Here is a 12365-nt window from a genome sequence, read left to right as displayed (position 1 = left end):
CGTCGCCTTCGGCCCCACGGCCCGCGCCACGGTCGAACTCGCCCCACGCCACCCCGCACCGCCCCCTCCTCGCACCGCCGGTGCTCCAGTCCGTTCACGGCCTTCACCTACTTCGCACCGTACTGTCGCCGGCCTAGGCGCGCTCGGCGCTGGCCACCGCAGGCTCGACGTCGGACTCCGCGGAACGACGGCAAGCCTCCGACTCGAAGGCGTTCCCGACCGGGCTTGGAGCCAGGCGGAGGCTGTTTCGCCATGGTCATACGAGCAATACTTGGCTAGCTGTTCACGCCGTAGCGCTGGAAGAGCCCGGGGATAAACCTACCCAGGAGGGTATGGGCCGAGGCTTCGTCGGGAAGCTCGTCGTGCCCGAAACGGTAGGGTCTGATGCAGGTTCGGGTGACAGGTGCGGTCACGCGGCCTGGAGGGCCGGCGTGGTCATGACGGTCTCGAATTCGATGGGGGTCAGCCGGCCGAGTGATGCTTGTCTGCGACGTCGGTGATAGGTCCGCTCGATCCAGGTCACGATCGCGATCCGGAGTTCTTCGCGAGTGGCCCAGGCACGGCGGTCGAGGACGTTCTTCTGAAGCAGGCTGAAGAAGGACTCCATGGCCGCGTTGTCGCCGGCAGCTCCGACCCTCCCTATCGATCCGGCCATCCGGTGGCGGTCGAGCGCCCGGACGAACTTCCGGGAGCGGAACTGCGATCCGCGATCGCTGTGCAGAATGCACCCGTCGACGTCTCCACGCCGGGCCACGGCGTTGTCCAGGGCGGCCACGGCCAGGCGGGACTTCATCCGCGCATCGATGGAGTAGCCCACGATCCTGTTGCTGAAGGCGTCCTTGATCGCGCAGAGGTAGATCTTGCCTTCGCCGGTGGCGTGCTCAGTGATGTCGGCGAGCCACAGCCGGTTCGCACAGGTCGCGGTGAAGTCACGGCGGACCAGGTCGTCGTGCACTGGGGGGCCGGCCTTCTTGCCCTTGCCACGCTTCTTGCCGAACGCGCTCCACCAGCGGTTGTCCCGGCAGATCCGCCATGCAGTGCGGTCCGCCATCACGGCCCCGGCACCGCGCGCTTCGTCGGCCAGGAAGCGGTAGCCGAACTCCGGGTCGTCACGGTGCGCATCGAACAGCGCGTTCGCGCGATACGCCTCCTCCAGCATGGCGTCGGTCACGGGCTGGGCCAGCCAGCGGTAGTAGGGCTGTCTGGCGAGCTTCAGCACCCGGCACGCAACCGTGACGGGCACCCCGTCCCCGGCCAGCTCCTTCACGAGCGGGTAGATCCTTTTCCCGGCAGATGCGCCTGCGACAGATAGGCCGCGGCCCGCCGCAGGACCTCGTTCTCCTGCTCCAGCAGCTTGATCCGCCGACGCGCTTCCCGAAGCTCTGCGCTCTCCTGGCTGGTCGTTCCGGGCTTGGTCCTGTCGTCGACGTCCGCGCGACGCATCCACTTCCACAACGTCATGGGATGGACTCCGAAGTCGGTGGCCACCTGCTCGACCGTCACACCCGGCCCGCGGTTCCTCGCGACCCGCACGACGTCCTGGCGGAACTCTTCCGGATAAGACTTGGGCACAGCGACATCCTTTCCACCCGCCCTACAGGGCAAGCCAGTTCAGATGTCACCTGATCGTGCATCAGACCCGTAGACCTCGTAGACTCTGAGCTTCAGGTCCCGATCGTCGGCCACCATCTCGGCGTACTTACCAGTGTCTGGTGACCGGCCATGGTCGCGGGTGTGGTGCTGGGATCCGTCGACTTCGAGGACGATCCGCTGGCCGTGGGGCAGCAGGAGCAGGAAGTCCATGCGGAAACGTCGCCATCCAAGGGGTATCTGGTTACGAATTGCACGCGGGCATATGCCTCTCGGCTGTCCCGCGATCACCCAACCGCTCAGCGGTGCCGCCGTCGTCAAGTCGCGCGCGACGTCCTACCAGGCCCGTGCTGCCTGCCGAAGCCCATCGAGACGTCCGGCTCGCCCGGCAACGATCCCGCCGCGCCCACTTGGCTCGTGTTCTTGCAGCGGGAAGCACTGCCCCGTGATCAAGGAAGCGCGTCTCCAGGATCGTCGGGTCGGTGACCGTGAACGCGGTACACGAGCTCGTCCGGGTGGCGCATGACCCTGGCCAGCCGCCACGCCGTGTCGTACGGCCTGTGGCCGCGCTCCTGAAACCACAGGCGGAGGGCGAGCAGGCTGGTGAGCGGGTCGAGGAGCCAGCGCAGTACGGAGGTCTTCACTGCTCGTCCTCCGGTGCGAAGGGGATGGTCGTGGGGGACGGGGCCACGGACTCCGGGTCGCAGGAGGGCGGCGGCCAGGGGAACCCATCGGCCCAGCCCATCTGCTCGAAGAGCGCGCGGACGGTGGCCATGAACCGCGCCTGCCGTCCCGGCACGTCGTCCAATCGATCCCAGACGTAGAGGAGGGTGTGGGCGAGCCGCTCGGCTTGCGTGTGCTCGGTGACCGACGTCCCTACCAGGGGGAGGATCGTGTCCGTGAACGATGCCCAGTCGAGGGCCGACAGGTCGTCCAGATGCCGCTCCAGCCACCACAGGCGGGCGCTGTCCCGGTCGGTGCAGACGGTCCGAGCCAGCTCCTGTCGACGCAACCGGTCCTGTGCGAGCCGCAGTTCAACTTCGCGCAACGCGTTCTGGTGCCTCTGGGCCCGGTCGGCGTCCTGCTGGGGGAGTAGCAGGGCGAGTCGTGCTCTGAGCCAGAGGCCGGGATGGCTGTCGGATCTGTGCCACGGCGAGACCGCCAGGGTGAGCCTCTGCTGCACGCATTCCAGTTCCTCGGGCCGGTGCTTCCCGGCGATGTCGCGGCCGAGTTCGTCCACGGCCAGGCGGGCCGCCGCTCGCGCGGCGGCCGCGTGGTGGGTCCCGGTCGTCCGGGGGGGAATCACATGGGTGAGAGTGCCGCGCGCCAGGAAGCGGACGCCCGGCAGGCAGGTGGGCCAGTACGCCGTGAACCGGCCGACCCGACGTCTCCACCAGGGACCGGGACGATCGGTCATGCCTCCGACGCTTTCCGGACGAGGCTGTAGTGCTGCACGGCGTGGCCGAGGACGTCCCGCCAGAACGGCCGGACCACCGCTCCGTCGGCCACCAAGAGCCGGTCGAGCCGCAACCGCAGCCGCGGTGGGGCGAAGACCTCCGCGAGCAGGGTGATCACCGCGTTCCTCTGGTCGGCGTCGTGCTCGAACCGCTCCTGCCACCGGGCGAGCTGGTCGAGCACGGCGTCCACGGCGTCGTTGGTGGACAGCAGCGTCTGCCAGGCATGGACGAAGTGCTCGCTGCTGGCCGCGTCGCGGGCCGAGGCGAGGACCAGGTCCGTACCCGTGTCACTTGAGACGAGTGCCAGGAAGGAGCCCAACGCCTGGCGGTGCGCCTTTCCATCGGCCTCGGCCCCATGCTTCCTCAGCCACTGCACGACCGTCTTGTCCACGAGGCCAGGAGCATGCCGGACGAGCTCCCGGAACGCGTCGACCAGCTTCTCGGCGCCGAAGTCCTTCCCGCCGGCTGCCTTGCCCAGGCGGGTGAGGGCGAGCGCGGGCTGCTCCAGGCCCCAGGGGCCGCCACAGACATCGACGACCAGATCGACCTTCTCCGCATTGTTGGACTCCGCCCAATTGAGGAGGCGGTCCCGGACGTAACGGCCGAGTTCGGCGTCGGTCGCGGCCTTCGTGAGCGTCTCGACGGCCAAGATCCGCCGAGGGCCGGTGAGCCCCGTCGCGAGAGCGTCGAGCACGTTCCTGTCGTGCCGACGCACCGCCAGGCGCAGGAGGGCCTCGCTTGCCAGACGGGCATCGTCCTCGGGGACGGACCGACTCGCGGCAACACCGACCGCCCACTTCGTCAGCAGGTCGTGTTGCGTGGGGAACTCGTCCCACAGATGACGCAGGATGGCCGCGGACAGCCCCTGACAGTTGCGGTCGTGGTGGACACGGTCGCCGACGGGCTCGATCTCGGCTGCTTCAAGCCGACGGGACGACGTCGCGTCGGTGAGCACGTCGGCCGGCCCGCGGGCCTGGCCCAGCAAGGCGAGCAGGTCATCGGACGCGCGGACGACGGAACCGCGCCGTCCACCGTCGAGCAGCGCTCCCGCCCACACCGTGACCCGAGTGGACAGCAGCGACGGGCTCCCGTCCACCGCAGTGCGCTTGTTGAGCAGCTTCTCTACCGTGGTATGCCAGTCCCCGAAGCGGTCCACGGCTTCGTTGAGTTGTTCCCTTCCCTCGGCCGCGCCGAGGAGTCCGGCCAGCCGACACGCCTCACGGGCGGACGGGTCGGCTTCCCAGATCGGGGAGAGTTTCTCGTCCGCCAGCCAGGCCACCCGATCCGCGTGACCGTGCGCGTCGAGTTCGGCCTCGACCAGGCGCCGTGCACTGGGGGATTCAAGCCGTACCGTGACGTCGCCGGTGGCTTCGGCCCACGAGCCCTGCCAGTCACCCGGGGTGGCGAGCACGACCAGGAAGGACCCCCGTTCATGCAGCGCAGCGCCATGACGGACCAGGTCCTGGCCGAAGCGGGCGGGCGGCTCGTCCGGGAGGTCGGTAAGGTCGAGCACGAACCCCGTCGCCGACCGCACCGGCAGGCAGTGGGTCCCGGGCTTGGCCCACTCCGGTTCCAGGTCGAACAGCTCTGGCTCCCGTGGTAATGCCGCACGGCGTAGGAGTCGTACCGCCGCGGTCCGCCGGCCGCTGCCGGCGGGCGCGCACAGCACCACGACGCCGTGGGCTTCGAGGATCTTGGCCCCGTCGGGCAGACGGTTCGGCTCCCTAGGCTCGATGAAGCGCCCGTCCTCGCTCGCTTGATAGGCGGGGTCGCGGCTGTCGATGGGCAGGGTTTGGACGTAGTCACCGTTGAGGTGTACGGCGTAGTGGTACGCCTGAATGCTGTAGTCGCCGTACTGGTGAAGGTTCGCCGCGGTCGACATCGGTGCGTCGGCAGGGTCCTCGTGTGCCCGGGACGCCACAGGATCGATCATGTGGTACGTCGGGTCGGGCGCTTCGCTGTTGCGGTCGCTCATTGCCGCCCCCGCTGATCGTAGAAGTTGTAACCCTGCTTGCCGTGCTCGCCGTGCTGGTGAAAGTTCACCGCGCCCGGAGCCGCCGGAGCCGTGGGAGCCGATGCCACGAGCGGCTTGACTTCCGGTTCCTCCTCATCGCCTGCCGCAGCGGACGGCTCGAAGATGTCCGGATCGGCGAGCCCCCAGTCGAAACCGGGAAGGTGCAGATAGGCCGGCTGCTCAAACTTCTTCACCCTCACCAGGTGCCGGTGGAAGTGCGCCGGCAATACGCCGTCATTGACGCAGCCGCTGTCGAAGACGTCCTCGTACACCCGCTGGGAGACGATCACGGCCGTGTTGGTGATCTCGGGATGACCGCGCTCTAGCACCGCCCGCAGTGCCTTGTCGTCCAGCAGCCGGTGAGTGTGCACCATGGGCACGCCCAGACCGCTCTGAGGCAACGGTCCGACGTGGATGCTGACCCGCAGCTGCAGCGGCTTGAGGTGCGGGTTCTCGGCCCGCCTACGGGCGAGCGCCTGGCGAAGCGCGTCGGGGAAGTGCCCCACCAGCGCGGGCAGCACCTCGGGGTCCATGCCGGCGACGTATCCGTCGCCCGTGTGCTGGCCGAACACGCGCCGCTCCCAGTGCGCGCTGACGTTGCTGGCGCTCAGCGCTTGCGCTAGCAGGGGCTGGATGTCGGCGTTGACTCGCTGCATCCCCTTGCTGTCGAGTGTTCCGAAGTCCCTGGCGTCCACGGCCAGCACGGCCCGATAGGGCCACAAGGGCTCCCATGACGGCAGCATGCGCCGCTCCTCTCGTCGCTCGCACCGCCCACGCGGCGGGGAGAGCACCACCCTGTTCGAGGAGCCGGGAGCCAACCGTCCAGCGCTGGACGGTACGGGTGTGCGGCACGTCACATAACAGGAGCTCCGCGCGACGGCCGTTCGCTGTCATCCGCCCCGTCGTCCTGGGCCGCGGCCCTCAGCAGGGCGAAATCCCTGACAACGAGCCGCCGACGGCCGAGCGTCACGATGCCGGCGGACTGCAGACGCGCAAGAGCGGCGAGCGCAGATGACCGGCTCATGGCCGCCATCGTGGCCAAGTCCTCCCTGGGTATGCCGAGTTCGACGACGACACTTCCCGTCCTGTCAAGGTGCCCTACCTCGTCCGCGAGATGGACGACGACTCGTGCCAGGCGTGCCGGTGGCGGTAGATGAGCAAGGTCGGCACGCAGACGCTCCTGGCTGTTCAGGCGGTCCACGCTCAGCCGGTACACGACAGACTCCAGGCGATGCCGGGCCACATATCCACGGAAGGCGTGCGCGGCCATGACGACACCGGTACAGGGGCGTACCGCAGTCACGGTTGCCGAACGCGGCCGGTCGAGCAGTACGCCCATCTCACCGAGGACCTCACCGGGGCCGCGGAGCATCAACGTCAGACGGTCCCCGGCCTCATTGCCCTGCACCACTTTGACGAGACCATCGACCAACGCGATCACACCGTCGGGCGACTCGCCTTGTGCCAGCAGCACCGCCTGGCTCCGGTAGGTGCGCCGACGTCCGCGTTCGACCAAGTCACGCCACACATCAGGAGAAACCAGAGAACGGAAGTTCACCGTGACATCTCCTCGCCCTCACGCGAAAACGGTCGCCACGGCGATGCAGCCGCAGCCCGCGACTGCCAGGACGAGAGAGCACTGCACCCGACGGTGTTTGGCCCAGGCGATTTCGCTCATCACTACCACCTGCCGGGACAGCGAAGGCAGCGGGTCCGTGTCCCGCAGCGCCCTCTCCAACACGGCGGGTTCCATGAGCCGCAGGTGCCCGAAGTACAGGAAGTCCGCATCCGGATCCGGTCCTCGCCGCTCCTTGCCCAGCCGGGGAGACACAGCCCAGGCGGCACAACAGGCACCCGCCATGATGAGCACGATGCCGAGCCACAACAGCGACTGCGCCGCGACGGACTCGAACCCGCCCGCCGCCCGCCGAGAACTCGCCAGCAGACTCACTACGGCCAATATGGTGGACTGCAAGGTCAAGGCGAGCGCGGCTTTCGAGTCCGCCTTGGCCGTCGCATCCGCGACGGCTGACTGGATCTTCCACGCTGTTTCGGTCGGCTCAGTTGGCATGGTGACAACCCCCCGGGTGCAGCGAGCGTCCACTCACTGGCGCTGCGCTGAAGGATGCGCAGGCATGACCGTCTGAAAACGCACGGTCGACATCTTGGCCTGAATATGTTGGAGGAGCGGGGGTCCCCGTGGGTCTGCCGTAAGTACATGAGCGTGCACTGCCTGTCTGAACTCCACGATGAAACAACCCGAAGTGGTGGACCGTGTCGCATGCGGCGAGACTCTCAGTCTCGGTCATGGCCCACCTACAGGTGCCCCGGCCAATCGGCCGGCCCAGAACGACACCGGACGTGCTCCTAGCCGAGAAGACGTATTCGTCCAGTGCGTCCGCACCGCCCTGCTACGGCGTGGGGTCCGGGCCGTGATCCCGCAGCCCGCCGGCCAGATCGCCCACCGCAAGAAGCGCGTCCAGCTGTCCGTATGCCCTTGCCCCTCATCGGCGGTTGGCTTGTCCCTGTCGGCTCAAGCCGTTGGTGACACTGAGCAACCATGCGTGGATGCGGTCGGGGCAATGGAGCGCGCTGCGAAGCAGGTTGGCCAGCACCGAGTCAGCGCGCTACAAACCCCCGTGCTGGTTCCGTGCTGACTTAGAGGGCCCGAATCATGGAAAGCCGCAGGTCCTAGCCCCGGTCGAATGAGTTGTCGTACCACTCGATCGTGGTGCCGATGAGGCTGGCGGCGACGATACGGGGGAGGCTGGCGGTGGTTGGGGGAGCGGATGCTGCTTCGGATGCCATGTGCGCCACTTCCTCGTGTGCGGTGGGGACGGGTATGTGTCGGCACACCGTAGGAAGATGCAGGTCAGGGGCACATGTGGTGGGGCACCATAGTTCGGGGGTTGGCTATGCGTGCGGCCACCATGCCGGCTCACGGAAGGGCGGTTCAGGGGCTCGAAGGTGGTGCGCGACGCCGACGGCTTGCTGGGCAGTGGCGATGCACCCCTGGTGAATGACTGCGCGTGCTGCGCACTTCGCGAGGATCTCGTCCCCGGGCTGCTGCGGCTCGCAGCGGAGGGAACGTACCGGTTGGCCGTCGTGGAACTGTGGGACTCCGTCGAGTCGCAGGCCATGGCCGGGAGTCATCGCACGCGCTGCTCGCCCAGCTCACACCAGGCGCACGAAGCGTACGGGTGGAGAGCGACGGTGCCCTGGGGGCAGCGCTGTTGGCGGGCTTCGACGTGGCAGCGGCCGCCGCCCGTGCGCATCCTGCGTGCGCGCTGCTGCCGCAGTCGTGCGACGAGCACGGCGTGAGCACCTTCGTCTGGCGGCGCGAACGGCCCTTCCACCCGCAGCGCCTGTACGCGGCGCTTGAGGACCTGACCTGCGCCGCCGCGCGCAGCCGGGGGCGGTGTAGGAAGCGGTCGCTCGGTGCGATGCGTCGGAGCGTCAGCGGCGGACGAGCTCCCGGACGGCGATCAACCCGATCCGAGGCTGCCGGGTCAGCGGTCCCACCCGGACCAGTCCCACGTACTCGTCCACGTGCCTTGCCACCGCGTACTTCGACGGGTCGAGCACGGTGGTCCCCGCCGGGCGGGGCAGCACCGCGGCCGGCATCGTCTGCCATCCGACGGCGGCCTCGACCTCGTCGCGGATGAGGATGAGGCGGTCCAGGGCGCGCAGCGGCGGTCCCGGGCCACCGTCACCTGTTCATGCTCACTGCTCTCATCGCCGCAGCGGTTCGGTCGTCCGTGTGCGCCACCCGCTGGACGAGTGGATTCCCTTCCTCGACTTCGTCCAGGCAGAGCCCGCCCGCTTTCCGCAGTGGTGTCGTCAGCCGGCGTCGGCGGTGTGGGTGCCCCAGCGTTCCTCGACCTTGGCCAGGCGCCAGTAGCCGATGGCCACGGCCCAGACGACCACGAACAGGCCGACGATGACGTAGCCGACGTTGTCGAGGTTCAGTCCCGCGATCCAGCCGCTGACGCCATCGCTCAGCCTGAGCTTGTCGTGCAGGACGCCGACCAGTTCGATGGTGCCGACGAAGAAGGCGACGGCGATGGAGAGGCCGGTGATGGTGAGGTTGTAGAACACTTTGCGGACGGGGTTGGAGAACGCCCACTGGTAGGCGAAGTTCATGAAGGTGCCGTCGAGGGTGTCGAACAGGCTCATACCGGCGGCGAAGAGGAGGGGCAGGCACAGGACCGCGTACCAGGGGAGGCCGGCGGCGGCGCCGTTACCGGCCAGGGCCAGGAGCAACACCTCGGTCGAGGTGTCGAAACCGATGCCGAAGACGAAGCCGAGGGGGAACATCTGGCCGGGGCGGCGGACGGACCTGGTGAGCCGGCCCAGGATGCGGTTCATGAAGCCGCGTGAGTCGAGGTGGGCTTCCAACTCGGCCTCGTCGTACTGCCCGTTCCGCATGGCCCTGAAGACACGGGCGATGCCGACCAGCGCGACGAGGTTGAGGGCGGCGATCAGGTACAGGAAGCCGCCGGAGACCGTGGTGCCCAGGGTGCCGAGGACCTGGTGGGTCCGGGAGTTGTCGTTCATCAGGGTGCCGGCGAGCTTGGCGCCGCCGGCGACCAGCGCCGCCATGACGACGACCACGCTGGAGTGGCCGAGCGCGAACCAGAAGCCCACCGAGAGCGGTCGCTTGCCGTCGGCCATCAGCTTGCGGGTGGTGTTGTCGATCGCGGCGATGTGGTCGGCGTCGAACGCGTGCCGCATGCCGAGGGTGTAGGCCGTGATGCCGAGGCCCACCCCGAACGCCTTGCTTCCGACCTCGTAGTGGCGCGGGACCACGAGCAGGAAGAGGATCCCGAAGGCGACCACGTGCAGGGCGACGATCACGGCCAGGAGGCCGGCGGTTCGGACGGTGTCCTCGCGCCGCCAGCGGAAGGAAGGGGAGACGGCGGTTTCGGGCACGCCTTCGGGCATGGTCATACGGTCACGCTCCAGCACCTCGTGGATCAGCTTCGTGCTGCCGTGGCCGGTCTCCTGGCTGACGGGTCATCGCGCCCGCCCCTGCCTTCCCGGCCGCGAGGCCAGTGGCAATGCATGGGGCGGGAACTCCCCGATCACAGTGGCGAGGGCCGCTCCGGACTGAGCCCCTGAGGGGCTGTCACCGGTCTTCCCGAACACCACGGCCCGCTCACCCTAGAAGGCCGGAGGCCGAGGCTGCAAGGCTGCATAATTGTGCAGGTATTGAAGCGGGATTTCGCGGACTGCGATGATGGGTCCATGCATCTCGTCCCCGCGGAACGCGCCGGGCAGCGGATCATCGACGGCCATCGGGTCTGCGATGCCATCGCGGCCGTCGGTGAGCCCGAGCGTGTACGCGTCTGGGCCGACCGCTTTTCTCTGCTGTCGGATCCCGGGCGCCTGGCCCTGCTGCTCGCCCTTCACGAGGCCGGTCCGATCGCCGTCTCCGACCTCGCCGTCGCCACCGGCATGAGGGACACCGCTGTGTCCCAGGCTCTGCGCCTGCTGCGAACCGCGGGCATCGTCGACGGCGAGAAGGACGGCCGAATCGTGCGCTACCGGCTCGTCGAGGGCCCGACGGCCGCGCTGCTCGAACACTGCGTGTCCCGAGAAGCATGACGAGATCAGCGGCCGCACGCGATCGCGGCAAGTGTCGCGCGACGCTCCCGCGCAGATACGGCCGCTCGGTTCAGGCGTGTGCGTGCCCGGTACGACGGCGTGTGACCCAGCCGAGGATGATGTCCACCGCGAGGAAGCCGGCGAGCGGGACCCCGAGCAGCGGGACGTAGTAGCCGACGACGGCGACCACCGCGACGCAGGGCACCAGCACGTACACCGGCACCTGCCGCCAGGCACCGCGGGGAATCGGGCGGCCGAAGGCGGAGCCGCGGCCGCGCTGCCACCACATGCGGTAGCCCCAGAGGATGAGGAGGACCAGGGCCAGGGCGAGGCCGGCCAGCGCGATCTGGTTCACGAGGCCGAACAGGGTGCCGGTGTGGGCGTCGATGCCCCACCGGGTCAGTTTGGCCAGCACCGGGTAGTCGGAGAAGCGCAGCACGTCGGTGACCTTGCCGGTGGCCGGGTCGACGGCGATCGAGTCCTGCTTCTCCGGCCAGCTGCGCTGGATCTGCCGTACGACATAGGCGGAGGAAGAGTCCGCGGGCGGCACGATCTCGACCGGGTCGGACAGACCCTCGGCGCGGGCCGTCTTCAGGACGGCGTCGAGACCCACGTCGGACCGTGCGCCGGAGTGCGAGCCCATGTCGATGCCGTTCATGTCCATGCCCGCCATGGAGTCGTGTCCCTCGTGCCCTCTGCTCACCGTCGCGGTGACGGACGGCGTGGACTGGCCGAGGGCTTCGCGGAGGTCGCCGATGTTCGCTCCGGCGTAGGCGGACCAGGTCAGGCCGGTCGCCGACAGGAAGAACAGGCCGCCGGCCGCCCACACACCCACCGTGCCGTGCAGGGTCAGGGAGCGTCGCCGCCCTGCGGTGCCGCGCACCTTGCGGCGGGCGCGGCGCCGGCCGAACCACAGCACCAGGCCGCCACCCGTGATCACCCACAGCCAGCTGGCGGCGAACTCGCTGTACAGGCGGCCGGTTTCGCCGAGATGCAGGTCGCGGTGGAGCTCGTCGATCCAGGTGCGCAGCGGCAGGGCGCCGGTGGAGCCGTACTGCTCCAGCGCGCCGCGCACCTTGCCGGTGTACGGGTCCACGAACACGGCGAGGGTGTGGTCGGCGGCTGTGCCCTTCACTCCGGACAGCAGTACGCGTGTGGTCGCATCAGGCTGCGGTGACGGCCGCACGGCGGAGATGGTGCCCTCGGGGTGGGCCTTGCGGGCGGCGGCCACCTGCCGGGAGATCGGCAGCTTGTGGTCGCCGACCGGGACGGTCAGTTCGTGGGCGTACACGATCTTCTCGGCCTGGAACGAGCCCGCGTACAGCAGTCCGGTGACCGCCGCGACGAGCAGGAACGGCGCGACGAACACGCCCGCGTAGAAGTGCAGGCGCAGCACCAGCGGGTGCAGCGTGCGCAGGGCCGAGGGAGCCGCCCCGGAAGAGGGGTCCAGGGCCGGCTCACCGGCATCGCGGGCCGTGCGGGGTGGGGCGGTGGTGGGCGGTTCGACGGACATGGGGGCTGCTCCTGCGGCGTACGGGTGTCACGTCAGCTGTCGGCCGAGTGGAACGGTGAGTTCCGCGCCGTTGGTGTGATGTGGAACACCCGGTCGGTCGCGAGGGTCGGGCGGCCCGGCGTCTCAGCGACTGGAGCAGGGAGTCGCCGATGCGGGCCGCCTTCGCCTTGCCCTGCGGCGGTCG

11 protein-coding genes, 2 pseudogenes and 1 riboswitch are annotated in these 12365 nt (G+C 69.0%); of the genes and pseudogenes, 2 read left to right on the top strand and 11 right to left on the bottom strand.

Annotated elements, in window-relative coordinates:
* Nucleotides 1-409: 409 nt before the first annotated feature.
* The 8 genes from ABT288_RS14960 to ABT288_RS14925 form a co-directional block, all read right to left on the bottom strand.
* Nucleotides 410-1572, bottom strand: a protein-coding gene (locus ABT288_RS14960) for an IS3 family transposase (RefSeq protein WP_351606958.1) whose coding sequence is annotated in 2 segments (ribosomal slippage) — nt 410-1285 and nt 1288-1572 — 1161 coding nt in all. Because the reading frame shifts where the segments join, the coding sequence is not laid out codon by codon here.
* 39 nt (nt 1573-1611) lie between these two features.
* On the bottom strand, nt 1612-1803 hold the full coding sequence (locus tag ABT288_RS14955; RefSeq protein WP_351606955.1) for a hypothetical protein: 192 nt from the start codon (nt 1801-1803) through the stop codon (nt 1612-1614).
* A gap of 236 nt (nt 1804-2039) precedes the next feature.
* Nucleotides 2040-2234, bottom strand: a complete 195-nt coding sequence (locus tag ABT288_RS14950) for a hypothetical protein (protein WP_351606952.1) — start codon at nt 2232-2234, stop codon at nt 2040-2042.
* The gene (locus ABT288_RS14945) at nt 2231-3007 is read right to left on the bottom strand and encodes a hypothetical protein (protein ID WP_351606950.1); all 777 of its coding nucleotides are present in this window, start codon (nt 3005-3007) and stop codon (nt 2231-2233) included. Before ABT288_RS14945 ends, ABT288_RS14950 begins: the two co-directional genes overlap by 4 nt.
* Complete coding sequence (locus ABT288_RS14940) at nt 3004-5022, bottom strand: hypothetical protein (protein WP_351606948.1); 2019 nt, start codon at nt 5020-5022, stop codon at nt 3004-3006. The genes ABT288_RS14945 and ABT288_RS14940 overlap by 4 nt, the downstream gene beginning before the upstream one ends.
* The gene (locus ABT288_RS14935; protein ID WP_351606946.1) at nt 5019-5804 is read right to left on the bottom strand and encodes a hypothetical protein; all 786 of its coding nucleotides are present in this window, start codon (nt 5802-5804) and stop codon (nt 5019-5021) included. Before ABT288_RS14935 ends, ABT288_RS14940 begins: the two co-directional genes overlap by 4 nt.
* A 110-nt stretch (nt 5805-5914) precedes the next feature.
* Nucleotides 5915-6619: a Crp/Fnr family transcriptional regulator gene (locus ABT288_RS14930; protein WP_351606944.1), complete on the bottom strand. Its 705-nt coding sequence runs from the start codon at nt 6617-6619 to the stop codon at nt 5915-5917.
* An 18-nt stretch (nt 6620-6637) separates the two neighbouring features.
* On the bottom strand, nt 6638-7132 hold the full coding sequence (locus ABT288_RS14925) for a Pycsar system effector family protein (RefSeq protein WP_351606943.1): 495 nt from the start codon (nt 7130-7132) through the stop codon (nt 6638-6640).
* 893 nt (nt 7133-8025) lie between these two features.
* Here ABT288_RS14925 and ABT288_RS14920 point away from each other — a divergent pair.
* Nucleotides 8026-8480, top strand: a pseudogene (locus ABT288_RS14920) (CobW family GTP-binding protein); the annotation flags it as partial.
* A gap of 55 nt (nt 8481-8535) precedes the next feature.
* Here the strand turns inward: ABT288_RS14920 and ABT288_RS14915 are convergent.
* Nucleotides 8536-8754 (bottom strand): annotated as a pseudogene (locus tag ABT288_RS14915) (GNAT family N-acetyltransferase); the annotation flags it as partial.
* A gap of 147 nt (nt 8755-8901) precedes the next feature.
* Nucleotides 8902-10011 (bottom strand): Nickel transporter NicT, encoded by a 1110-nt coding sequence (gene nicT, locus ABT288_RS14910; RefSeq protein ID WP_351606942.1) that lies wholly within the window; start codon nt 10009-10011, stop codon nt 8902-8904.
* Between the two features lie 27 nt (nt 10012-10038).
* Nucleotides 10039-10259, bottom strand: a riboswitch (cobalamin riboswitch).
* Nucleotides 10260-10308: 49 nt separating this feature from the next.
* Here nicT and ABT288_RS14905 point away from each other — a divergent pair.
* Nucleotides 10309-10668 (top strand): metalloregulator ArsR/SmtB family transcription factor, encoded by a 360-nt coding sequence (locus ABT288_RS14905; protein WP_351606940.1) that lies wholly within the window; start codon nt 10309-10311, stop codon nt 10666-10668.
* A gap of 70 nt (nt 10669-10738) precedes the next feature.
* Here the strand turns inward: ABT288_RS14905 and ABT288_RS14900 are convergent, their stop codons facing one another.
* Complete coding sequence (locus ABT288_RS14900) at nt 10739-12181, bottom strand: PepSY-associated TM helix domain-containing protein (protein WP_351606937.1); 1443 nt, start codon at nt 12179-12181, stop codon at nt 10739-10741.
* Nucleotides 12182-12365: the final 184 nt, after the last annotated feature.

The organism is Streptomyces sp. NPDC001093 (assembly GCF_040298985.1).
Lineage (GTDB): Bacteria > Actinomycetota > Actinomycetes > Streptomycetales > Streptomycetaceae > Streptomyces.
Note: the sequence above shows the minus strand (reverse complement) of the source record. Positions and strands in the feature narration are given on the sequence as shown.